Origin of the sequence: Litchfieldella anticariensis FP35 = DSM 16096, assembly GCF_000409775.1 — a bacterium.
Taxonomy (GTDB): domain Bacteria; phylum Pseudomonadota; class Gammaproteobacteria; order Pseudomonadales; family Halomonadaceae; genus Litchfieldella; species Litchfieldella anticariensis.
In genome coordinates this window covers 608,323-632,682 of the sequence record NZ_KE332377.1, presented here as the reverse complement: position 1 = coordinate 632,682, position 24,360 = coordinate 608,323, and the positions used below count along the sequence as shown (strand labels likewise).

The window sequence follows — 24,360 nt, the reverse complement described above, 5'->3', positions numbered from 1 at the left end:
CCACTTCAGCCGCTATGCTTCATCATCGGCTGGATAATTCCGCCTCCATGGGGTTATCTGAATTGATTCTCAACAAATGATTGATGTCGTCCAATACCTTGCCGGGATCAACATCGCCGGTATAACCAAGCACTACCTCCCCACGTGGGTCCAGTAGCCAAAGTTGACCATCCCGCTGCCAAGTTGGTACTTCATCCCATTGCCCTAGAATCTCGCCCGGCAAAGGTCCATTAGCAGCACCAATTCGCAAACGTGTCAGCCTAGGAGCTTCACGCCCCAACGCCCGGTGCAGTCGCCACCACCGATCGGCCCGTTCCTCGCAAGCAGTGGAACAGTCGAAGGCCAAGATCCAGTCCCCCTCTTCATGCTCCGGGCGCGGTTCACGTAAAGGCCACTCCAATAATGGTGGAATATTGGGTTCGAGCTCACCATGGGCGGTTCTTTGCTCGGGAATCCCGACTCGCCATTCAACCATTACCCAGGCGATCAGCAGCGGCATCGCAAATACCGCCATCAGGGCAAGCAGCTTGAAACGTTGACGACCGGCCGATGTCATCGATCACTTTCTCCTTCTTTCGCGATAGAAGAGCTTCCTCGTATCTCATCCCGACGCAGATGCCTTCCCCCCAGCAGCATGACCACTAACGCGGCCAGCGCCAATCCCCACCATTGCAATGCATACCCCAAATGCCGGTCGGGAGGTAGGACATTGGGTTGCCACCAAGGAATCAGACCACCGCCGCCTTCCTCCAGATGCACCCAGCCATCATGAGCGAACGCGGGTAGTGACGACCATGTTGCCAAGTCGATACTCTGCAATCGGCGACCTTCCTGATTACTACCGAATACCAAAGCATCATCATGTGCCGGTTGCCATTGGCCGCTAATTCGCACCGTTCCAGTGGGTGTGTCCACCTTCGGCTCCGCGCGAGACGGACCTGTGGGGAAAAAACCACGCTGAATCAGCCACAGACGTCCATCCTCTCCCCGCAAGGGGGTCAAGACAGCCACGCCGACTCGACCCTCCACGACCCGGTTATCGAGAAAATAGGTCTCCTCGGCCAAGTACTTCCCCTTCAACACAATGCGCGCCCCCTCGGGTGGCTTCATCAATGGCGCCTCGAGGACGGGGGCAGCATCCAGCCGGGCCAGATAAGCACGCTTCTCATCGGCACGATCCCACTGCCATATGCCCAAACCACCCCCCACGATGAGCACCAGCCCCCAGAACCCCCACCAGACATGCAAACGCTTGACATGATGCCTGCACTTGCTTGAACTGATCACATGCTGCTTCACGGAGTCCCTCATGCTAAAAGCGTTGATCGCCCTGGTTTTTCTCGCCATGCTCACCAGTCTGGCGGCAGGCGCAGGATTCTTGCTACGCGACCATAGTCGTTCACGTCGGGTACTGATATCGCTCAAGGTGCGTGTCGCCTTGGCCAGTTTATTGATCGCGTTGCTGCTGTATGGCTTCTACCTCGGCGATCTCGGCAATTGAGGTGACGGGTCAGAATACATAGACGAACAAAAACAGACCGATCCATACCACGTCGACGAAGTGCCAGTACCAGGCAGCAGCCTCGAAGGCGAAGTGATCGTCACGAGTAAAATGCCCTTTGATGATACGGCCTAGCATTACCGCTAACGTGATGGCACCAATGGTGACGTGAAGACCATGAAACCCGGTCAACAGGAAGAAGGTCGAGCCATAAATCCCTGCTTGCAGGGTAAGACCGTAATGAGCATAGGCTTCGTAGTATTCGAACCCTTGCACCACGAGGAAGGATATTCCAAGAACCAGGGTGCCGATAAGCCAGTTTCTTGCCGTTAGCCGATAGCCTTCTTTCAGGGCTTCATGAGAGATGGTCAAGGTGATGCTGGAGCTGACCAGGAACAACGTATTGACCAATGGCAACTGCCAAGGGCTGACCGCTTCGTGCGGTCCACTGATATCAGCACTCGGAGGGTTCAGCAATGGCCAGCTTGCGGTGAAATCCGGCCACAGCAATGCCGCCACCCCTTTGGCTCCCTCTCCATCCAGCCAAGGGACAGCGAAGGTACGCACGTAAAACAATGAGCCGAAGAAAGCAGCGAAAAACATGACTTCCGAAAAGATGAACCACCCCATCCCCCAGCGGAAAGAACGATCCATCTGAGCATCGTAGAGACCTCGACGCGATTCATGCACCACATCGCGGAACCACAGGTACATGACGGACAGCACGGCAACCAGCCCCAGCGTCATGACCAGCGCACCTCGACCATGCACCAGCAATGCACCGAGACCGACCATCATGGTACCCACTGCCAGGGAACCCAACGCCGGCCATTTGCTGCTTTCAGGAACGTAGTAGCTGCCACCACTCATACGCCACCTCCTCGAACAGGCGATGTCTGTGCCTGTAGCTGTGATTGGGAGTCCGTCACGGGATATAGGGTATAGACCAGGGTTACCGTATTGATGTCGGGAGGCAAATCCCGCGTCAGTTGGAAGACAAGCGGCGCTTCCAGACGCTCTCCAGCCTCCAGATGCTGCTCCTCAAAGCAGAAACACTGAACCTTGCGCAGATGCAGGGAAGCCTGAGAGGGCGACACACTCGGTACCGCACGTCCTGTCAAGGCCTTGCCGCTATTATTGCTGAAAGCGAAATTGACTTCGGTAGGCTGGCCGGGATGTACACGCATCTGACGATGCTCCACCTCCAATTGCCAAGGCATTCCCTTTCCAGAACGAGTGATGAATTGCACCGTCACATAGCGCGAGGTGTCCACCTCCTCGTTGGCGATCGAACGCGGCTGATCACCTACCTTGCCGTTGATACCCGTGACCTGACAAAAGGCGTCATAGAGGGGCACCAAAGCAAAAGCAAAGGCGAACATTCCCATCAAGGCAAGCACTGTCCGAAAGACCGTACGCTGTACCGGGTTCATGGCGTGACTCCCCTGCGCTGCCTGGAATTGGCAGCGCCTTGATAACGGGTGCTGTCAGTGAGTAACCGGCTTGAAGTCCGGTGGTGTGTCAAACGTATGCAGGGGAGCTGGACTGGGTACGCTCCACTCCAGATCCTCGGCCCCCTCCCAGGCCTTGGCGGGGGCCTTTTCACCACCGCGGACACATTTGATGACACCCCATACGAACAGCAACTGTGAGACACCGAACATGAGGGCGCCGACACTGGATACCATATTGAAATCAGCGAACTGGAGTGCGTAGTCGGGTATACGCCGCGGCATGCCGGCTAGCCCCGAGAAGTGCATGGGGAAGAACGTCAGATTGACACCAATGACTGACATCCAGAAGTGCCAGCGCCCCAAGCGTTCATCGGGGTAGTGGCCCGTCCACTTGGGCAACCAGTAATAGACACCGGCCATGATGGCAAAAATAGCGCCAGGAACCAGCACATAGTGGAAATGGGCTACCACGAAATAGGTGTCGTGGTACTGGAAATCCGCCGGCGCGATGGCCAGCATCAGCCCGGAAAACCCACCGATGGAGAACAACACCACGAAGGCCAGCGCAAACAGCATGGCAGTCTCGAAGGTGATCGAACCTTGGAACAACGTGGCGATCCAGTTGAACACCTTCACTCCCGTGGGTACCGCAATCAGCATGGTCGTGAACATGAAGAACAATTCAGCCACCAGCGGCAAGCCGACAACGAACATGTGATGCGCCCAGACGAGGAACGACAGAATGGCGATGGATGCTGTGGCATAGACCATCGAGGCATATCCGAATAGCGGTTTGCGGGCAAAGGTGGGAATGATCGCCGACACGATACCGAACGCCGGCAGGATCATGATATAGACCTCGGGGTGCCCGAAGAACCAGAAGAGATGCTGGAACAGCACCGGATCCCCGCCCCCTGCAGCATTGAAAAAACTGGTGCCGAAATTGATGTCCATCAGCATCATGGTGATGACCCCGGCAAGAATCGGCATTACCGCAATCAGTAGGAATGCCGTGATCAGCCATGTCCATACGAACAGCGGCATATCCATCAGGCGCATGCCGGGGGCACGAAGGTTGAGAATGGTAGCAATGATGTTGATGGCACCCAGGATCGAGCTGATCCCTGCCATGTGGAGCGAGAGAATGAAGAAAGTCGTTGATGGCGGTGCATAGGTCGTCGACAACGGCGCGTAGAAAGTCCAGCCGAAGTTAGGACCGCCTCCCGGCATCAATAGGGTCGACAAAAGTAGGGTAAAGGCCACCGGAAGCAGCCAGAAGCTGAAGTTGTTTAGTCGAGGCAGGGCCATGTCAGGCGCCCCCACCTGCAGCGGCACCATCCAATTGGCTAAGCCCACGAACGCAGGCATGACGGCACCGAACACCATGATCAATCCATGCATGGTGGTCATCTGATTGAAGAATTCAGGTTGCACGAGTTGCAGCCCGGGCTGGAAGAGTTCGGCCCTCACCACCAGCGCGAAAATGCCGCCGATGAAGAACATGGTCAATGAGAAGATCAGGTAAAGCGTACCGATCTCTTTGTGATTGGTAGTCAGCAGCCAACGCAACATTCCACGCGGGCGCTCATGATGCTCATGCGCCAGACCACCACTGGTTGTGGTGCTGTGTTCGAGAGTCGGTTTGGGTGGCAAGTTCGAGGCCATCGGCAATCTCCTATCCTGTCAAGAATACCCAGAGGAACGTCCCGCCATGCGCTACTGCTCGAGCAGCGCCTGAATTTCCGACGGTTGCACCACATCCCCACTCTCATTTCCCCAGGCATTTCGTTCATAGGTGATGACGGCTGCCAGCTCCACAGGATTCAAGTTACTGCGGAAGGCTGCCATTGGCGTTCCGGAGACACCGTTCAGTACCACATCGATATGACGGTCACGATCATTGAGAAGCGCTTCATTACCCGCCAAAGCGGGGAAGGTTGGCTCGGCTCCCGATCCATCCGGCTGGTGACAAGTTGCACAAATGGCCCCATACACCTGCTCACCACGCTCCATCAGTTCATCCATACTCCACTCACGATCGACACCGCTGGCCTCGGCTTCGGCCTCTTTCCGGCGCTCTGCCAGCCAAGAATCGAATTCATCACCTTCCAGCGCACGCACGACGACCGGCATGAAGGCATGGTCCTTGCCGCACAGCTCGGCACATTGCCCGCGATAGATTCCCGGCTCTTCGATACGAACCCAGTTTTCGTTGACGAAGCCAGGAATGCTGTCCTGCTTGACGGCAAGATCAGGAACCCACCACGAATGAATGACGTCATCGGACGTCATCAGGAACCGCACCTTGCGGCCAACGGGCAACACCAGAGGCTGGTCCACGTCGAGCAGATAGTTCTCGCCTTTTTCCTCTTCCCCATTGATCTGACTCCGAGGCGTACTGAGGCTCGAGGTAAAAGACACGTTCTCGCCCAGATATTCGTAATGCCAACGCCATTGCTGGCCGGTCACCATGACGTCGAGATCAGCCTCGGAGGCATCGTACATCCTCTTGAGCGTCGCGGTAGCCGGCAACGCCATACCCACTAGGATCAATAGAGGAACCGCCGTCCAGACCACCTCGACGGACGTGTTCTCGTGAAAGTTGGCAGATTTGGCGCCACGTGAGCGACGATAGCGGAACAGGGAATAGAACATCACCCCGAATACTACGATGCCAATCACTACACAAATCCAGAAAATCGTCATGTGCAGTGAATAGATCTCTCGGCTGACATCAGTAACACCTGCCGGCATGTTCCAGCCATTGGCCAGGGTTGATGACGCCAATCCCAGGAAAGATCCCGCCCCCATTATCCAAGCGAGCGTCTTGCGCATCGGCCCCTCCTTGTCATTGTCGTGCCAGCCACGCGGCTGTGAGGCAATATTAGGCGTGTCTTTAACGCTTATAGAAAAGGATTGCAAGCTCGATGACAAGCTCGCTCATCGGTTTGCTAAACGAAAGTATCAACGCTAAGGCCTGCCACCATCAGCGAGCAGCCATGATGGCTACGGCGGCTACCAGCATCACTAGTACTGCCGCCATGACGATACCCACCGCGATGAAGGCCCCTGGTTTGCCATGCTGAAAATCGTGCTGACGTTGCCGTTCTTTCTGCACACCGAAGAATGCTGCCAATACTGACTTGATCACTTCCCACATTGGCTGACTCCCGTGCAAAGCAAGGATCGTAGGGCCACGCGCCGCAACTGTGTTGCTCATAGCTTGTCGCACATCAAGAAAACAGTGCGCGGAAACGATTCGCAACAATCGTGGCCAATCTCGCCCACTATACTCATGGATGCACTTGACACCATAGTGAGGATCTCATCATGCCAACCGCAACGCACAGCGCTGCTTCTGCCTCTGAGCCTGTACTGGAAGCCTCTCAGCCAGTCATCGAATGGTGGATGCAACATTGGATGGATGCTGCAACTCCCATGGCTCGCATGCAGCTGGCATGGATGGAAACCGTCAGCGACGCTATGCATCACGAGGCCGAGTTCTTGATGGCCTGCGCCTCGTCCAGTGAACGGATGGCCAAATGCTTCATGGAGCAGGAGTCACTCAAGAACCCCGCCATGCTCGGCGAGTGCTATAACGATATGGTCAAGGAAGTGGCCAATGCGCACCTCTCACGGATGGGAAAAGTCGCCGAGCTATCGAGCGAGTTCCGACAGAAGTTATGGGAAGAGATTTGATGACGTTTGCCATGTATGAGCAGCAAAGGGGTAGTTGCACATCGCGCTACCCCTCTTCGTAATACACCATTCCCTTCCCTGCTCCGCTCCCCCGAACAGAAGCGCCCCCATTTCATTCATTTCCCCACCATCATACCGCCTTGTTCCAACAAGCACTTGAATGAAAAGCGCAAAAAGGGGTTTTCATTTCCGGCGGCTCAAGGTAGGATACGCCTCGTTCTTGGGACACAGCTTGCCGACAAGCATAGTTCGGATAAGCATAGTTCGGATAAGCATAGTTTCGAGAACTCGGTGCGGAGCGTGGCGCAGCTTGGTAGCGCGCTGCAATGGGGTTGCAGAGGTCGCTGGTTCGAATCCAGTCGCTCCGACCAGGAATAGCAAGAGAAACCGCCACTTACGGATCACTCCGAGTGGCGGTTTTTTCGTTGGCAGGAGAAAGAGAGCGAGATCCCCCTGTGGGGTTGAAACATACGCCATTCTTTAGCGCAGGAAATATTCCAACCGACTGAACAAGGTATAGTTGGCTTCCAGCGCCATCAAAAGCATGAGAACCAGCAACACGCCTGGCGGAACCAGAATCGCACAGATGATCGCCAGCCGCTCCCAAACCATATGCATGAACACGGCGATGATCAGGCCAGCTTTCAAGAGCATGAACAGCGTGATCAGAAACCATTTCAGGTAGCTCTCGAAGCCGACATAGTCCACCAGATAAGAAAATACGCTAAGCACGAACAACGCCAACCATACCCACAGATAGATGCCAAGGGGGTGTTGCTGAGCTTCCGCATGAGCCATATCGCCCTCCTGAGTACTCAACCACCGCGCGCGATGGTGTTTCGGCACTTCACCAGAGATAGAAGAACGCGAAGATGAAGACCCAGACCAAGTCAACGAAGTGCCAATAAAGCCCTAATGTCTCGACCATTTCATAACGCCCCTTGCGTTTGGTCAGAAAGCCAGGGCGACCGGTAGCCAATGACCCTCGCGCTACCTTGATTGACATGATGATCAGAAAAATCACGCCAAAGGTGACATGCGTACCATGAAAGCCGGTAATCAGGAAAAATGCGGCCCCGAACTGAGCGGCCCCCCAAGGGTTCCCCCAAGGCCTGACGCCCTCGCTAATGAGCTTGGTCCATTCGAATGCTTGCATGCCTACGAAGGAGGCCCCAAGCAAAGCGGTCAACAACAACAGGATGGTGGTCGCACGACGATTCTTTTCATAACCGTACTTGACCGCCAGAGCCATGGTGCCGCTGCTACTGATCAGGATGAACGTCATGATGGCAATCAGCAGTAGCGGTACGTTCTGACCACCAACATGCAAGGCGAACACTTCCCCGGCATCCGGCCAGGGTTCGGTGGTGGAGATTCGCACCGTCATATAACCGACCAGGAAACAGGCAAAGATGAAGATATCGCTGAGCAGAAATATCCACATCATTGCCTTGCCCCAAGGGACATTCTTGAAGACTCGCTGGTCGGAAGCCCAGTCGGAAACAAAGCCTTTCCAGCCAGGTTCCAACGTCGGACCACGAGGAGTCGAATCCGCCATTGCGCCGTCCTCCCATCAAGTCGCTAGTATCAGGCCGAATACCGCGATCCAAACCACCAACAAAAAATGCCAGTACAAGGTACAGAGTTCGACACTCGCCCGGACACGTGCCAACCCGGCGCCACCGCGCAACCTGGCTACGGTTCGTCCCCAAGCTGCCAAGCCGCCAAGCAGGTGTAGAGCATGCAACGCCGTCAGCATGTAGAAAAAGGCGTTGGCAGGGTTCGTCGCCATGTAATACCCACCGGCACTGAGTTGCTGCCAAACGACGAATTGTCCCAAGACGAAAACAATCGTCAGGACTCCCCCCATTATCAAAAACCGCTGCAGACGTTGCCGGTTACCATGCGTAGCGGCACGCCAGGCGATTTGCAGTACCACGCTGGCAAGAACCAGCGAAGCAGTATTCAACCAGAGCAGTCCTGGCTCCGGTACCGATCGCCAGTCACCACTCATCTCCATCCGCATCATGTATGCGCTGATGCTCAAGGCGAATACTGAGGTAACAACCGCTAGAAACACCATCAGTCCCACCCGCGGAGCCGTAAAGAAGTGCGGAACCGGTGACGGCAGTTGGGTCTTGCCCGTTTCGGCGACCCATGGCTTCACATTGATCGATTGACTGAACAACCAACCAACGAATGTCACCATTATTAGGGCCAGCAATATCAGTGTGATGGTCATCGTTCGACTTCCTCCGGAGGAACATTCTGCGGAATGAAGTCATGTTTCGCCCCGGGTACGCTGTAATCGTAGGGCCAGCGATAGACGACCGGCAGTTCTTCTCCGAAGTTGCCATGGCGCGGAGGCGTGTGAGGAGTCTGCCATTCCAGCGTTGTGGCATGCCAAGGGTTTGGCCCCGACTCTCGACCACGGAAGTAGCTCCAGGCCAAGTTGAACAAGAACAGCAATTGAGCCAGCGCCACGATAATCGCCGCAATGGTGATCGCCGCATTCAGGGCCTGGACGGAATCGGAAATGAAAGTGGTCTCACCATAGGCGAAGTACCGCCGTGGTACGCCCTCGAGCCCAATGAAATGCATGGGATAGTAGATAGCGTAAGTGCCCAGGAATGTGACCCAGAAATGAATCATGCCCAGAGTATCGTTGAGCATGCGCCCGGTTATCTTGGGATACCAGTGATAGATGGCACCAAAGATCACCAAAATCGGCGCAACGGCCATCACCATGTGGAAATGACCGACAACGAAGTAGGTATCCGACAGTGGTACATCGACCGTGACGTTACCGAGAAACAGGCCGCTGAGACCACCGTTGACGAACGTGAACAGGAAGCCGATGGCAAACAGCATCGGTACCGTCATGTGAATATTGCCCCGCCATAGGGTCAGTATCCAGTTGTAGACCTTGATTGCCGTTGGCACGGCAATGATCAGTGTCGTCGTGGCGAACAGGAAGCCGAAATAGGGATTCATGCCACTGACATACATGTGATGCGCCCAGACCACGAAACTCAATGCACCGATGATGATGATCGCCCAGACCATCATGCGGTAACCAAAGATATTCTTGCGCGCATGGGTCGCAATCAGATCGGAAACGATACCGAAGGCCGGCAACGCTACGATATATACCTCGGGGTGACCGAAGAACCAGAACAGGTGCTGGAACAGCAACGGACTTCCCCCTTCACGCTGGGCGGTCTCTCCCATCGACAGCATTTCCGGCATGAAGAAACTGGTACCCAGAAGTCGATCCAGCAACATCATCAGTGCCGCGACCAGCAAGGCGGGAAAAGCCAGTAATGCCATGACGGTGGCCATGAAGATACCCCAGACCGTCAGCGGTAACCGCATCAGTGTCATTCCGCGGGTACGCGCCTGTAGCACGGTGACGACGTAATTCAGCCCGCCCATGGTGAACCCGATGATGAACACCGCCAGCGACACCAGCATCAAGATAATGCCCCCATCGACACCCGGCGTGCCTGGGTTGATCGCTTGTGGGGGATACAGGGTCCACCCGGCCCCCGTACTACCTCCCGGGATGAAGAAACCTGCCACCAGGATCAACACCGAGGCCAGATAGACCCAGTAGCTGATCATGTTGAGATAGGGAAAGGCCATATCCCGAGCCCCACACATCAGCGGGATCAGATAATTACCGAACCCCCCAAGGAAAAGGGCCGTAAGCAGATAGACGACCATGATCATGCCATGCATGGTGACATACTGCAGATAACTGCTGGGATCGATCAGCGATACACTGTTCGGAAAGCCGAGCTGCAATCGCATCAAGATCGACAACACCAGTGCGACCAGACCAATGGCAGTAGCCGTGATGCCATATTGGATGGCGATGACCTTGGCATCCTGGCTCCAGATGTACTTGCCGATGAACGTCTTGGGATGGACGAGTTCCATCTCCTCGACTTCCGCAGGGGGCACATAGGACCCTGCATCGTACTCACGTTCACCCATGGCTCACCCCTCTTCGCTCCCCTGATCACCGCCTGTCACCGTCGGTGCCTCGGAAAGACTGCTAATGTACGCCACCACGTCGCGCAAAGCGGAATCGTCGACCAGAATCTGCGCCATATCGACCATCTGACTGCCATAGATATCTTGCGGATGACGACCACGAATGCCATCTCTGAAATGATGCAATTGCCTGACCAGATACCAGTCGTTCATACCGGCAAGTCGTGGGGCATTGAATGCCGGCATCCCCTGGCCTTGTGCTCCATGGCAGTTGGCACAGGTCCGATAAAGCCGCTCACCGCGCTGGGCATCGCCCGTGATGGTTGAACGGGCAGGCTCAATAGGAAGGGTTTCGATATAGGCGGCAATATCCCTGATATCGCCCTCTCCCTGCAGCGACATGGCAAAAGCACGCATCTGTTGACCAAAGCGATCTCCGTCATGGGTGCCGCGCACTCCATCACGGAAATTATGCAACTGTCGTGTCAGATAACCGGCATCCAGGCCAGCAAGCCGTGGCGCGTTGGTGGCCTGCTGTCCCCCGCCTTGTGGGCCATGACAGGCGACACAGCGAACGTAAAGTTCCGCTCCGGCCTCGGTATCCCCCGGTTCACGGGCAGCCAAGTCGCCAAAAGTAGGCTGCTCGGCCAACCAATCATCGAAAGCTGCCTGTTCTACCACATCTACCCTGCCGCGCATGGCAAAATGCGCAACGCCACACAGTTCAGCGCAAACGGCCTCGAATTCACCAAGCTTGGTAGGCGTAAACCAGAAATAGGATGCCTGTCCCGGTATCGCATCCATCTTGGCGCGAAACTGTGGGACCTTGAAATTGTGAAGGACATCTCGGGAACGTAACGTCACTTTCACCGGACGATCGATGGGAAGCAACACTCGTGGACTCTGGACGAGGACATCATCCTGGCCACGGGAATCTTCGGGATCGACTCCGAAGAAATTACCGTTGCCGACCAAACCCATGCGAACCGCACCAAACTCCCCGTCTTCCCCGGGGAAACGGTAACTCCAGTGCCATTGCTGACCGATCACCTCGACCTCATGCGCGTCCTCCGGCACCGTAACGAACGCTCCCCAAACGAACAAACCCGGTGCCAGTAACGCTGCAATACCTATCGTGGTAAGTGCGGTGAGCCAAGCCTCGAGTTTCTTGTTTTCAGGCTGGTAGTGGGCGCGCTTATGTTGCTTGTAACGGTAACGCAGGATGGCGACGGCCATGAACAGGTTGATCGCAACGAACACCGCGCCCGTTACCCAGAAAGTGATGTCAATGGTGCCATCGATAGCCCCCCAGTTAGATGCCAGGGGCGTCAGGTTCCAGGGGCTAAAAAAATAAAAGGCGACCGACCCCAGTGCCAAAACGATCAAGACAATCGCCATTGCCATAGGCCGCTCCCCCTAGGCACCCAGCGGAAGTCCCGTCAAAAAAAGTGCCAGTTGCTCCTCAATATAGTGATGGCTCATGGAACATGCCACCTTGCACCGGGCCACAATGGTGGCCAAAGCAAGGCACGCAATCATCACCAACGACGCTTGCTTCCGGCGGTCGGTATAGCCGTCGTCGGGTCATCCGGCCATGGATGCTTGGGGTAACGCCCCCGCATGTCCTTGCGGACCTCGGGATAGCCATTGGCCCAGAAACTCGCCAAGTCGCGAGTCACTTGCAACGGGCGTCTCGCTGGAGACAGCAAGTGCAACACCACCGGCAGACGACCGCCAATAACGCGCGGTGTCTCTCCCAAGCCGAACAATTCTTGCAGTTTGACAGCCAGAACCGGTTCTTCGCGACGGTAGTCGAGACGTATTCGGGAGCCGCTTGGCACCTGGAGGTGAGTGGGCGCCAATTCGTCGAGGGCCTGGCGTTGCGACCACGCCAGCGCATCAAGCAGCAGGCGCGCCATGGGCAGGCGCTCGACAGCATCGAGTCGAGAAATTCCCACCAGATGCGGCGCCAGCCACGTTTCCAAGCTGTCGAGTAGTGCTTCCGTCGACCAGTCAGGCCAAGTGTCGCCTAACTCGCGACGCAGCAGTGCAATCCGCCCTTGCAGTTGCTCGGCATCATTATCCAGGGGAAGCCTTCCACGCTTACGTAAGGCCTGAATTAGCGCACTCTGCACGACATCCTCAGGGAGCCTGGACAGCGGCCGGCGCTCCAGGATCAATTCACCCAAGGCGCGAACCTCCTCGCCTTGCAAGCGACCTTCATTCTCCAACCACTCAAGGCGTGCTTGCCAATGGCGTGTCTCGGGGAACAGAGCCTCTAGACGGGACAGCGCGACTTCGGCAGCACGAAAAATCCGCGCCTCCCGCGTCTGCCCATCGAGTTCCACCGCCACCAGCGCCTCGGCATGTGCCAATGCCTGTTTCGGGTCCAGAACCGCCTGGCCACCGCTAGCCAGTTTGAAGCGCCCCGGTTCGATTCGTTGCGCCACGCGTTCGGGATAGGCCAGCGCCAATAATTCTCCTAGCGGAGTCACGCCCTCGACATCCAGACGACAACCGGCCAGATCGGCCAAGCGGCGGGCATCGCGATACCACTGGCCCTCCGCTCCCTGCGCTCGAGCATCGGGACGTCGCGCCAGACGCACGGCAAAATCACTCTCATCGCTGCTGTCACGCCCTTCCAACAGCGCCGCCAACCAGCATGCCAACGGAGTCGCCTGCCACTCCTCGGAACGTTCAAGCATCACTGCCAGTCGCGGGTGAGTCGGCCAGCGGGCACAGGCGCGCCCCAGCGGGGTCAAGGAGTGTGTTTCATCCAGGATGCCCAGACGTTGCAATAAGTTACGCCCGGCTGCCAAGGCAGACGTGGGAGGTGGTGTTATCCAAGGCAAGTCCTCGGGAGTCTTGACACCCCAGCGCGCCAGTTCGAATGCCAGACCCGACAAGTCGGCCTGCACGATTTCTGGTTCGCCATGGGCTGGCAATGGCTGCTCTTCGGCCCACAGCCGATAGCAGCTCCCTGGGGCTTGGCGTCCGGCACGCCCACGGCGCTGATCGGCACTAGCACGATTGAGGCGCTGGGTGGCCAAGCGGGTCATACCGTTACGCGGCTGGAACACTGGCACACGTTCGAAACCGGCATCGATCACAGTGCGCACACCATCTACCGTGACGCTCGACTCTGCGATCGCGGTAGCCAGCACGATCCGACGGCGCCCATGGGTATCGCGGCGCAGTGCTCGCTGTTGGGCATCCAACGTCATTCGTCCATGCAGTTCATGTACCACGACAGTCTCGGGCAACCTTGCCAGGTTGCGAGCCAGGCGCCGGATATCCGCCACTCCCGGCAGAAATACCAGCAGATCGCCCTCATTCTCGGCCAACGCCTCGCGAACCACGACGGCCTGCTGCTCGGTAGTATCTCCACGGCGGTGAAGCGGTCGATAACGGGTTTCAACCGGAAAGGCACGTCCCGGACATTCGATCAATGGTGCCGTATCCCCTAGCACGGAACGCAATGCTTCGACATCAAGGGTCGCCGACATGACCAGTAATCTCAGGTCCTCGCGCAGCCCCTCCTGCACATCCAGTGCCAGTGCCAAACCGAGATCGGCCTCGAGGCTGCGCTCATGGAATTCGTCGAAAACGATACCTGCTACACCTTCGAGCATGGGATCGTCCTGCAGCATGCGGGTCAGCACACCCTGCGTCACGACCTCCATGCGGGTCGTTGGCCCGACTCGACTATCACCTCGCATGCGGTAGCCGATACTTTCGCCCACCGCTTCACCGCGCTGCTCAGCCATATAACGAGCTGCCAGGCGGGCGGCCACACGCCGCGGTTCGAGCAGCAGCAATTTACCTCCCCGGCACCAGGGTTCGTCGAGCAATGCAGGAGGCACACGGGTGGTCTTGCCGGCGCCCGGTTCCGCCACCAGCAGTACCTGCGAATACTCACGCAGCGCCTGACGCACATCGTCAAGTCGTGCATCGATGGGAAGCGTCTCGACCGCAACCACCAAACTCTCACCCCTACACGTATGCCGTCTGGCGTCTATCCTGTCTTGCCGAAGATCGCCGCCAGATCGATGGACTTATCTTGGGGTCGAAGATCGAGTAACGCTTCCAGTGCCGTGAGATGGGTTTGCACACAATGCCGGGCCCCCTCAGCATCACTACGCTCGAGCAGCGCCAGCAACTCGGCATGGTCATTCTCAAGGTAGCAGGAAGCCAATCCGGCACGCTTGTAAAGCGCAATCACGATAGAGGTACACAGGATCAAGTCGGAAAGCATCGCCCCCAGGGTGCGGTTGGGCGAATGATCGGCCAGATAGTGATGAATCGCCAGCGAATGCTCGATACGCTGCGCTTCGTCATCATCAAGATGAGCCTGGCACTCCGCCTCGATGTACGACGCCACGGTACGGCATTGGTCGTGATCGAGTTTACCAGCCAACAGTGCCACCACCTCACCCTCGATCAAACGCCGCGCAGCGAAGATTTCACGAGTTTCCTCAATGCTTGGAGCCGATACCCGAGCCACCTGATTGGGCTGCTGGGTAATCACATGATCCGAGGCCAAGCGGGTCAGGGCCTTGCGCACCACCGAGCGACTGACACCGAAAATCTCGCCCAACGCCACTTCGGGCAGCCGAGTTCCTGGAGGTAGGCGTTGCATTAGCACCGCCTGGCGAATCCTGTCGACGATATGCCGATCATTGATGCGCACGCCTGCCTCGACATCGGCGAGAACCTCATCATGCCAGTTATTGCTCATCTTGCTTATTCCTGGGCAGTTTTCCCTACCATCGCATGTTCGGAATCAATTGACCACCATGATGGACATTCATTGTATACAAAATCGAATAGACATTGTCCGAACCAACGAGTCACTTCATACCGCGCCTTCCGTCGTACGAACACCGCACCCCTTCAGAATCACGCGGCACAAGAAGTCGGTGATATGTTGGTAATCTTCGTCGCTCAGTGCCTCGCGATCAGTGATTCCCAACACCTGAGACTCGAAATCGGCATAATGCTGGGTTGCCGACCAGATCAGGAAGATCAGCCACACCGGGTCCACCGGATCCATCAACCCGCGCTCGGCCCATTGTTCGAAGACTCGCGCCCGCGCCCGTACCCACTCACGCAATTCCCCATGCAGGTACTCTTGTAAAAAGGGAGCGCCGCCCAGAATCTCGGCGGCGAACAGGCGCGACCCCTGTGGATGTTCCTTGCTCAACTGCATCTTGCTGCGGATGAAGGCTTCGAGCACCTGCGCCGGATCGTCCTCGACGCTAATATCATCGAGCATGGCATTCCAGCGCGTCATCATGCGCTCCAACAGCGCCACGTAAAGCTGTTTCTTGCTGCCGACATAGTAAAGCACATTGGATTTCGGCAGCCCGGCGGCCTCGGCGATCGCCTGAACGCTGGCACCTCTATACCCATGTCGCGCAAACACCTGTTCCGCCGCCTCGAGAATGGCCTTTTCGTTGCGCAGCCGGGTGCGCGTCGCATCGGGCGTGCTCATCGATGTCATAACTCAAGCCCTTGAGTGGAAAGCCACAAGCTTGCCGCAGGCAACGTCACGCTGCAATGGGCCATCACACCCATTCTCGGCCTGGTGAAAAAACCTGGTATTTGCCCCTTGCACTCCTCGTCACTTTGAGCCACGCTTTAATGAAGTTGACCATTTGGTCAAAAGAGACGATACCTTGGCAATGTCACAACGACTACTGGCAATAGCACAACAATAGCGGACTCTGCGATGATCGACTTCTATCTCAACGGCAAGCGCCGACAGTGCGCTGACGTTTCCCCCGACACCAGCATCCTGGAGCTGCTTCGCACACAGCTCGGCCAGACCGGGACCAAAGAGGGTTGTGCATCCGGCGACTGCGGTGCCTGTACCGTCGCCATCGGCGAGCCCGATGTCAGCGGCGAACTGCGTTACCACAATGCCAACGCTTGCATCACCCCGGCCTATCAACTCCAAGGGTGCCACCTGGTCACCGTTGAAGGCCTATCTCGCGGCGATGCATTACACCCTGCCCAAGCCGCCATGGTCGAGTGCCATGGCAGCCAGTGCGGCTTTTGTACGCCCGGGATCGTGATGTCATTGTTCACGTTGCATGAAGAACAACGTCGTTGCCCTGCCCCACTTACCCAGGAACGCCTCGAGGCAGCGCTGGGTGGCAACCTCTGCCGTTGCACCGGCTATCGGCCGATTCGAGATGCCGCACTGTCGATGGATCAGTACCCTGACACCCACCCGGTATGGGCCGACGATCCGGAGCTAGCGGCCAACATCGTCACGTTGCGACAGAATACCGCCACGACTTCCGAGTTTGCCTCCCAAGGGCATTTCACCGCGCCTCGCGATCTGGCCGCCCTGCGTGAGCTCAAGCGCCAGCGCCCTCAGGCACGGCTGGTTGCCGGAGCCACCGACCTGTGGCTGGAAACTACCCAGCAATTGAGGATTCTCGACGACCTGATCGATGTGCGCCAAGTGGCGGAACTCAATACCATCGAAGAAACCCCAGAGGGTTGGTGGATCGGTTCCGCCGTGACTTATTCGCGTCTGGAGCCACTGCTGGAAGTTCACTACCCGACCTTTGCCCACCTGATGCACCGTTTTGCCTCTTCACAGATCCGCAACCGTGGCACGCTGGGCGGTAACGTGGCTAATGCATCACCGATCGGTGATACGCCACCGGTGCTACTGGCCCTAGACGCACGCTTGATCCTCGATGGCCCCGATGGCGAACGTGAGCTACCGCTCGCCGAGTTCTTCCTCGACTACAAGAAGACAGCACTCAAGGACAATGAATTCATTCGTGCCATCTTCCTGCCACGCCCCTCCTGCGACCAGAATCTCAAGGTCTGGAAGTTGTCGAAGCGCAGAGAAGATGACATTTCGGCCGTATTGGCTGCGTTCGCTTGGCGACAGGAAGATGGCGTAATGCGCGATGTTCGTCTGGCGTTCGGTGGCATGGCGGCGATACCACGCCGTGCACTTGGCGCCGAACAAGCCCTCGAAGGTCAACCACCCTGCGTGAAGGCCTTTGAAGCCGCCAAACGCTCACTGCGTGACGAATTCCAACCCATGACCGATGTCAGGGGGGCAGCCGAATACCGCCAGATGGCAGCCAGTAATATGCTCGAACGCCTGCACCTGATGCTGGTGGCGGCGTCCAACCAGAATACCGATGCGGAGGTGATGCTCGATGCGTACGCTCACTGACATTTCCCAGGACTCGTCCCAGGCACGTCGTACCCCCGATGCCGAGGACCACCGTGCTGCGGGAAGTGCTCGCGCCCACGAGAGCGCCATCAAGCATGTGACCGGCCGCGCGACCTATATCGACGACATGGCCGCTCCGGCTGATGCCTTGCACATCGCACTTGGCCTTTCGCCTGTCGCTCATGGTCGCTTGACGCGTCTGGATCTGGAAAAGGTCAAAGCTGCTCCCGGAGTGGTCGACGTGGTCACCATCATCGACGTACCGGGCCATACCGATATCGGTCCAGTATTCCCTGGCGATCCGATCTTCGTCGACGACGAAATCAGCTATGTCGGTCAGTGCCTGTTCGCCGTCGCCGCCGAAAGTCACAAGGCAGCCCGCCTGGCAGTGAAGGAAGCCATCGTCGAGATCGACGAACGACCGGCCAGCCTCGACCCGGTAGCCGCCGCCGAACGCGGCGAATTCGTCCGTCCGACCCATGTACAGGAGAGCGGCGACTGGCAGCAGGTACTGGAAGGTGCGCCACATGTTCTGGAGCGCGAGCAGTTCGTCGGCGGCCAGGAGCACTTCTATCTGGAAGGCCAGGCATGCTTGGTTACGCCTACCGAAGACGAAGGCGTGGTGGTTTATACCTCCAACCAGCACCCCAGTGAGACCCAGAAGCTGGTTGCAGAGGTACTGAATATCCCGTTCCATGCGGTGACTGTGGAAATGCGTCGCATGGGTGGCGGCTTCGGTGGCAAGGAGACCCAAGCTTCACCTTGGGCCTGTATCGCCGCCATCATTGCCAGGCGTACTGGCCGTGCCACGCGCATTCGCCTACCTCGCGCCGAGGACATGCGCGTCACTGGCAAGCGCCACCCCTTCCATAACCGCTATCGTCTAGGATACGACGATCAAGGTATATTGCTTGGCGGCGACATCACCGTGATCGGCGACTGCGGCTACTCGCCGGATCTCTCCGAAGCCATCGTCGACCGTGCCATGTTCCATGCCGACAACGCCTATTCACTAGGCCAGGTGCGGGTCACTGGGCATCGTGCCAAGACCCACACCGCATCCAACACCGCCTTTCGCGGTTTCGGCGGTCCGCAGGGCATGATGATCATCGAAGCGGCCATGGACGACATTGCGCGCCAGGTCGGCGAAGATCCGTTGACGGTACGCAAGCGTAACCTCTATCGCGCTGGGCGTGATGTCACCCACTACGGGCAGAAGGTGGAACAACTCGAGCTGCTCCACGACATCGTCACGCAACTGGAGACGAAGAGCGACTACTGGGCCCGGCGCAAGAAGATCACTGAGTTCAACGCCAAGAGTTCGGTCATCAAGAAGGGCTTGTCACTGACACCGGTCAAGTTCGGTATCTCGTTCACTGCCAAGCATCTCAACCAGGCCGGAGCCCTATTGCACGTCTATACCGACGGCAGCGTAATGATCAACCACGGCGGTACAGAGATGGGCCAGGGCCTGCATACCAAGGTCTGCCAGGTGGTAGCACGCGAACTCGGTCTTGATCTCGAACAGGTACGAATCACCGCCACACGTACCGACAAGGTACCCAATACCTCGCCCACTGCTGCCTCCAGCGGTGCCGATCTCAACGGTCAGGCTGCTCGCGACGCTGCCACGCAGTTGCGTGAACGGTTGTTCGACTTCGCGGCTGAACACTTTTTCAAGGACCAGGGCGGACTGGACCGTGAAGGCATGCGCCTCGAGAACGGCGAACTGGTCGCTGGAGAGGGGGAAAGCGCGCATCGCATCCCATGGGGCGAACTGGTCCAGGCGGCCTACATGTCGCGCATCTCGCTGTCGGCCAAGGGCTTCTACTCCACGCCACTGATCCACTACGACCGCGAGAAAGCCAAGGGCCGTCCCTTCTATTATTACGCTCATGGCGCTGCGGTCAGCGAAGTCAGCGTGGATACCCTATCCGGTGAGTATCAGGTGACGCGCGTGGACATCCTGCATGACGTCGGTGACTCCCTGAACCCAGCCATCGATATCGGCCAGGTCGAGGGAGGCTTCATCCAGGGCATGGGCTGGCTGACCAGCGAGGAACTCAAATGGAACGAGGCCGGGCGCTTGGTGAGCGACGGTCCCGCCACCTACAAGATCCCGACGTTCGGCGACCTGCCACCGGTGTTCAACGTCGAGCTGATGCAAGGCCATCCTAACTCCCAGGCCAGCATCTATCGCTCCAAGGCAGTGGGCGAACCGCCCTTCATGCTCGGCATGTCGGTATGGTCGGCACTACGCGATGCCCTCTCGAGCTTGACCGACTACCGCGAATGTCCGCGACTCGATACCCCGGCCACGCCGGAACGGGTGCTGATGGCCGCCGAGGCACTACGCCAACGCCAAGTCACTACCGCAGTTGTGGAAGAGACCAGCGATGACCTCGCCTGAGACCATGAACTGGCACGCAGCGCTGCATCGCCTGCAGTTGGAAGCCCGCCCTCACGCCCTGGCCAGTGTGGTCGGGGCGGCGGGCTCCACACCCCGTGAACCCGGCGCCAAGATGGTGATCACCGCCGACGAGATCTACGACACACTGGGCGGTGGCACCTTCGAGTTCCAGGTGATCGATGCGGCGCGCGAGGCATTAGCCACCGGCAAGACCGACACCCGGCTGGAAGCCTTTCCATTGGGTGGGCGCAGCGGACAATGTTGCGGTGGCTACGTACATGTGTTGATCGAAGTCTTCGCCGGTGCCGAGATGAATGTTGCCCTGTTCGGTGCCGGCCATGTCGGTCAGGCGCTAGCTGGGCTAATGGCGCCTCTGCCATGGCGAGTACTGTGGTTCGACAGCCGTGAAGACGCCTTTCCCGCAGAGAGCGATTCACAGCCGCGCTTGAGTTGTCGGCGGATCGACCAAGGGCCGGATGGCCCGGACCTCAGGGGCTCCGTAGCATCGCTTCCTGCCGGCAGCCATGTACTGGTGATGACTCACGACCATGGTGAAGATCGTCAGCTGATCGATGCACTGCTGACGCGTGGCGATTGTGCCTCCATCGGCCTGATCGGCTCGAAAAGCAAGTGGGCCAGCTTCCAGCGCCGCCTGCGTGATGCCGGCCACGACCAGTCGAGTCTCGATCGGGTACGTTGCCCAATCGGCATTTCCGGTGCCAAAGGCAAGCGACCCTATGAGATCGCTATTGCCGCGGTCGCGGAACTGCTGACACTGAAATCGACCGGCAACCAGGACGATCACCGCGGCGTACCCCCTGAGAAACTACGCGACGTCTTTGCGGACACTTCCGCCAAACGCTCCTCGTCTTGAACGTTTACGACATACCAGATCACTCGGAGAGACCCCATGACAGAGGCTCGACACCAGCGCGTGCTGCGCGGCCCACTACTGAGTTTTCTCAACGACCCTGGTGAAGGCGATAGCCCTGAACCGGGTAGTGTACTGCACTTGGATGACGGCGCTCTGTGGCTCGACGGCGGCCATATTCGTGCCATCGGTCACTACCATGAATTAGCCCCACACCTGACCGAAGGCATCGACGTGGTAGATTATTCGGGCAAGCTGATGATGCCGGGCTTCATCGATAGCCATGTGCACTATGTTCAGCTCGACATCATGGCGTCCTACGGGCGTCAACTTCTTGATTGGCTGAACGAATACACCTTCCCCGAGGAGTGCCGTTTCGCACAACGTGCCCATGCCGAGAACGTTGCCGAAGCTTTCCTCGACGAGCAGTTGCGTGTCGGCACCACTACCGCCCAGGTGTTCTGCACCTCACACCCTGTCTCAGTGGACACCTTCTTTGCTGCGGCCCATCAACGTGGTCTGCGCATGCTGGCCGGCAAGGTGCTCATGGACCGCAATGCCCCCGAAGATCTGACCGACACAGTGCTCGATGGAATTCGCGACAGCGAGCGGCTGATTAGCGACTGGCATGGCAAGGACCGCTTGGGCTACACCCTGACACCGCGTTTCGCACCAACCTCGACTCCTGAGCAACTCGATGCCACTGGCGCGATCCTACGCAACGCGCCGGACCTGCACCTGCAGACACATCTATCCGAGAATTCGGGCGAGATCGCCTGGGTCTCCGAACTCTTTCCAGACTGCCCGGACTATCTGGGCGTCTATGAACGCTACGGTCTAGTCGGACCACGCAGCACCTTCGCCCACGGCATCCATCTAACCCAGGAAATGCGCAGCCGTCTGGCAGCTGCTGGCGCCAACATCGCCTTCTGTCCCACGTCCAACCTGTTCTTGGGTAGCGGCTTGTTCGACCGCCTGGCTTGCCGCGAGGCCGGGCTCAACACCTCGTTGGCCAGCGACGTCGGTGGTGGCACCGACCTCTCGGGCCTGGCCACCCTCAAGGCCGCCTACCAAGTCGGCCAGTTGCTCGGCCAACCGTTGACCGCCTGGCAGGGCTTCTATCGCCTGACGCTCGGCAATGCTCGCGCCTTGCATCTGGATGCCCATATCGGCAGCCTGCGCGAAGGTGGCGACGCCGACATCGTGATACTCGACCCACAGGCCACCCCGCTACTGGCACGTCGTAGTGCTCGCACACGTAGCCTTGCCGAACAGCTCTTCGCGCTAATGATACTGGGCGACGACCGCTCCGTTTACGCCACTTGGGCGAACGGAGAGTGCGTGCATCACCGTGATACCGCGCCCCACTGATACACCCGCTTTCTCTTGCCTCGCGCTGTTGGGCGGCCTGTCATCGACGGCCGCTCTTTTTTTACCCAAACGCTTTCTTCAGGCACTCTGATCACATCCCCCAGAACATTACCTCTCGACACCCAATCCTACCTACCAATAGTCACGACAAGGAGTCCGACATGGATTGGTTTAGTGCAAATGCCAGTGCCATCAATGCCATCGCCAGCGTTCTCACTCTATTCGTCTGGCTGTTCTATGCCCAATTGCTCTATGCAGGCTACAAACGACAACGCCGACCTCGTATCCTCATCAACCGAGGCCGGGGCAAGGACATCCACTCTTTGTGCATTATCAGCAACATGAGCGCCGAGTCGATTTACGTACAGGGCATCGTCGCGGTACTCGAAACCTCGGATGGTGAACTGAAGCTGGACATCAGCGAATATCAACAATCAGAGGATGAAGATCGACAGCGGTATCAGACCCATCAGGGTCCATTGGAATCCGGCGATTATCTGCATGTCGACACCTTCCACGATATCGTGCGACGCGTTGCAGGGGCACATCATATCGACCTGGACGGCTACCGACCCCGTGGAGACGTGTCCTTCCAGTCACTTGAGATAAGACTGCTTTCCATCTATGGCCCTGAAGACAGACCCATAGGTGCCAGAAGGCGTTTTCTTTTTGAGGACGACGGTCAAGCCTGCTCGATCAGGCCTACCACCCTGGATACCCAACGGCTCAACAGCGCACAGGAGCGCCGTATGATCCAGCGATGGATGCGTGAACTCGAGACCTAGTCGTGCGGCGGCAATATCAGCTTCCGTTCATGCCTCACCCAGAACCATATCCAGTTCAGCCAACAGGGCCTGGCGACGACGACTGTCCATGAACGCGACCTCGATGGCATTACGAGCCAGCGAAGCGAAGGTCTCCTTACCCCAGGCAAAGGCCTGCTCACAGGCCAGGTAATTGGCCAATACCCCACCACCGAAATAAGCCGGATCATCAGAGTTGAGAGTCAGTACCAAGCCAGCCTCCAGCAGCCTGGGCAAAGGATGGTCGTCGATATGCTTCACCACCTTCAGGCGCACATTGGAAAGCGGGCAAACGGTCAACGGAATACGCTCGTCACGTAACCTTTCGACCAAGGCCGGCTCCTCCAAGCAACGCACCCCGTGATCGACACGGCAGACATCAAGCAAATCGAGTGCCTCGCGGACATAAGCGGCCGGCCCTTCTTCGCCGGCATGCGCCACCCGCGGGATGCCCAGCTCCTTGGCCCGAGCAAAGACCTCGGTGAATTTCGAAGGCGGGTGGCCGCGTTCGGCACTGTCGAGACCCACGGCATCGATGGTCTCCCAGTAGGGGGCCGCCTGTTCGAACACTCGCATGGCTTCATCGGCCGGGCAGTCGCGCAAGAAACTCATGATCAGCGCCGTGGAGATCCCCAGTTCTCGCTCTGCCTGACGGCGTGCGCGACCTAACCCTTCCATCTGCACGCTCAGCTCAATGCCACGTGCCAGATGCGCCTGAGGATCGAACGAAATCTCTACATGCACCACCCCCTCAGCGTGTGCGCGCTGGAAGTAGTCCATAGCCAAGTCGAAGAAATCATCGGCAGTGCGTAACACCGCCATGCCCTGATAATAGAGGTCCAGGAATGACTGTAGATCCTCGAATGCATAGGCGGCGCGAGCCGCCTCCACCGAGGCGTATGGCAGCTCGACGCCGTTACGCTCGGCCAGGGCGAACATCAACTCAGGCTCCAGCGAGCCTTCGATATGCAGGTGCAACTCGGCCTTGGGTAACCGCTTGAGAAAATCTTGCATAAGCACTCCATACCGGAACTTTGATTTATCC

Annotated in this window: 23 protein-coding genes and 1 tRNA gene; 8 read left to right on the top strand and 16 right to left on the bottom strand. The window is 57.8% G+C overall.

Going from position 1 to position 24,360, the window contains the following annotated elements; all coding sequences use genetic code 11:
* Positions 1-22: 22 nt before the first annotated feature.
* On the bottom strand, positions 23-556 hold the full coding sequence (locus L861_RS02880; protein WP_016415052.1) for a redox-active disulfide-containing membrane protein: 534 nt from the start codon (positions 554-556) through the stop codon (positions 23-25).
* On the bottom strand, positions 553-1,299 hold the full coding sequence (locus tag L861_RS02875; RefSeq protein WP_016415051.1) for an SURF1 family protein: 747 nt from the start codon (positions 1,297-1,299) through the stop codon (positions 553-555). Before L861_RS02875 ends, L861_RS02880 begins: the two co-directional genes overlap by 4 nt.
* Before the next feature lie 10 nt (positions 1,300-1,309).
* On the opposite strand from L861_RS02875, the gene L861_RS02870 reads away from it, so the two are divergent.
* A complete protein-coding gene (locus L861_RS02870) occupies positions 1,310-1,501 on the top strand; it encodes a DUF2909 family protein (RefSeq protein WP_016415050.1) in 192 nt (63 codons plus the stop codon).
* A gap of 9 nt (positions 1,502-1,510) precedes the next feature.
* Here L861_RS02870 and L861_RS02865 read toward each other — a convergent pair whose 3' ends face one another.
* The 5 genes from L861_RS02865 to L861_RS24000 form a co-directional block, all read right to left on the bottom strand.
* Positions 1,511-2,371, bottom strand: a complete 861-nt coding sequence (locus L861_RS02865; RefSeq protein ID WP_016415049.1) for a cytochrome c oxidase subunit 3 — start codon at positions 2,369-2,371, stop codon at positions 1,511-1,513.
* Positions 2,368-2,934, bottom strand: a complete 567-nt coding sequence (locus L861_RS02860; RefSeq protein ID WP_016415048.1) for a cytochrome c oxidase assembly protein — start codon at positions 2,932-2,934, stop codon at positions 2,368-2,370. Before L861_RS02860 ends, L861_RS02865 begins: the two co-directional genes overlap by 4 nt.
* A 54-nt stretch (positions 2,935-2,988) precedes the next feature.
* On the bottom strand, positions 2,989-4,620 hold the full coding sequence (gene ctaD / locus L861_RS02855) for a cytochrome c oxidase subunit I (RefSeq protein ID WP_016415047.1): 1,632 nt from the start codon (positions 4,618-4,620) through the stop codon (positions 2,989-2,991).
* Between the two features lie 51 nt (positions 4,621-4,671).
* Positions 4,672-5,790 (bottom strand): cytochrome c oxidase subunit II, encoded by a 1,119-nt coding sequence (gene coxB, locus L861_RS02850; protein ID WP_016415046.1) that lies wholly within the window; start codon positions 5,788-5,790, stop codon positions 4,672-4,674.
* Positions 5,791-5,941: 151 nt separating this feature from the next.
* On the bottom strand, positions 5,942-6,115 hold the full coding sequence (locus L861_RS24000; RefSeq protein WP_016415045.1) for a DUF2970 domain-containing protein: 174 nt from the start codon (positions 6,113-6,115) through the stop codon (positions 5,942-5,944).
* Between the two features lie 170 nt (positions 6,116-6,285).
* Between L861_RS24000 and L861_RS02845 the strand changes: the two genes are divergently transcribed.
* Positions 6,286-6,654, top strand: coding sequence for a hypothetical protein (locus L861_RS02845; RefSeq protein WP_016415044.1), 369 nt, complete (start codon positions 6,286-6,288; stop codon positions 6,652-6,654).
* Between the two features lie 294 nt (positions 6,655-6,948).
* Positions 6,949-7,025 (top strand) — tRNA-Pro (locus L861_RS02840).
* Between the two features lie 109 nt (positions 7,026-7,134).
* Here L861_RS02840 and L861_RS02835 read toward each other — a convergent pair.
* The 8 genes from L861_RS02835 to L861_RS02800 form a co-directional block, all read right to left on the bottom strand.
* Complete coding sequence (locus tag L861_RS02835) at positions 7,135-7,452, bottom strand: cytochrome C oxidase subunit IV family protein (protein ID WP_016415043.1); 318 nt, start codon at positions 7,450-7,452, stop codon at positions 7,135-7,137.
* Positions 7,453-7,501: 49 nt separating this feature from the next.
* Entirely contained in the window at positions 7,502-8,212 is a 711-nt protein-coding gene (locus tag L861_RS02830) for a heme-copper oxidase subunit III family protein (RefSeq protein WP_016415042.1), read from the bottom strand.
* 15 nt (positions 8,213-8,227) lie between these two features.
* Positions 8,228-8,896 carry a cytochrome c oxidase subunit 3 gene (locus L861_RS02825; RefSeq protein WP_016415041.1) on the bottom strand — a complete coding sequence of 223 codons (669 nt, stop codon included), beginning with the start codon at positions 8,894-8,896 and terminating at the stop codon, positions 8,228-8,230.
* Positions 8,893-10,653, bottom strand: coding sequence for a cbb3-type cytochrome c oxidase subunit I (locus tag L861_RS02820; RefSeq protein WP_016415040.1), 1,761 nt, complete (start codon positions 10,651-10,653; stop codon positions 8,893-8,895). Before L861_RS02820 ends, L861_RS02825 begins: the two co-directional genes overlap by 4 nt.
* Positions 10,654-10,656: 3 nt before the next feature.
* Positions 10,657-12,057, bottom strand: coding sequence for a c-type cytochrome (locus L861_RS02815; RefSeq protein WP_016415039.1), 1,401 nt, complete (start codon positions 12,055-12,057; stop codon positions 10,657-10,659).
* Positions 12,058-12,191: 134 nt separating this feature from the next.
* Positions 12,192-14,633 (bottom strand): ATP-dependent helicase HrpB, encoded by a 2,442-nt coding sequence (gene hrpB / locus L861_RS02810; RefSeq protein WP_035567723.1) that lies wholly within the window; start codon positions 14,631-14,633, stop codon positions 12,192-12,194.
* 35 nt (positions 14,634-14,668) lie between these two features.
* On the bottom strand, positions 14,669-15,391 hold the full coding sequence (locus L861_RS02805; RefSeq protein WP_016415037.1) for a GntR family transcriptional regulator: 723 nt from the start codon (positions 15,389-15,391) through the stop codon (positions 14,669-14,671).
* Positions 15,392-15,508: 117 nt separating this feature from the next.
* Positions 15,509-16,156, bottom strand: a complete 648-nt coding sequence (locus L861_RS02800; RefSeq protein WP_027947484.1) for a TetR/AcrR family transcriptional regulator — start codon at positions 16,154-16,156, stop codon at positions 15,509-15,511.
* Between the two features lie 228 nt (positions 16,157-16,384).
* Between L861_RS02800 and xdhA the strand changes: the two genes are divergently transcribed.
* From xdhA to L861_RS02775, 5 genes are all read left to right on the top strand, one after another.
* Complete coding sequence (gene xdhA, locus L861_RS02795) at positions 16,385-17,860, top strand: xanthine dehydrogenase small subunit (protein ID WP_016415035.1); 1,476 nt, start codon at positions 16,385-16,387, stop codon at positions 17,858-17,860.
* A complete protein-coding gene (xdhB, locus tag L861_RS02790; RefSeq protein WP_016415034.1) occupies positions 17,844-20,270 on the top strand; it encodes a xanthine dehydrogenase molybdopterin binding subunit in 2,427 nt (808 codons plus the stop codon). Before xdhA ends, xdhB begins: the two co-directional genes overlap by 17 nt.
* Positions 20,257-21,144, top strand: a complete 888-nt coding sequence (gene xdhC, locus L861_RS02785) for a xanthine dehydrogenase accessory protein XdhC (RefSeq protein ID WP_016415033.1) — start codon at positions 20,257-20,259, stop codon at positions 21,142-21,144. Before xdhB ends, xdhC begins: the two co-directional genes overlap by 14 nt.
* A gap of 36 nt (positions 21,145-21,180) precedes the next feature.
* Complete coding sequence (guaD, locus tag L861_RS02780) at positions 21,181-22,512, top strand: guanine deaminase (protein ID WP_016415032.1); 1,332 nt, start codon at positions 21,181-21,183, stop codon at positions 22,510-22,512.
* A gap of 161 nt (positions 22,513-22,673) precedes the next feature.
* Positions 22,674-23,297 carry a hypothetical protein gene (locus tag L861_RS02775; RefSeq protein ID WP_016415031.1) on the top strand — a complete coding sequence of 208 codons (624 nt, stop codon included), beginning with the start codon at positions 22,674-22,676 and terminating at the stop codon, positions 23,295-23,297.
* Between the two features lie 27 nt (positions 23,298-23,324).
* Here the strand turns inward: L861_RS02775 and L861_RS02770 are convergent, their stop codons facing one another.
* A complete protein-coding gene (locus L861_RS02770; RefSeq protein ID WP_016415030.1) occupies positions 23,325-24,329 on the bottom strand; it encodes an adenosine deaminase in 1,005 nt (334 codons plus the stop codon).
* Positions 24,330-24,360: the final 31 nt, after the last annotated feature.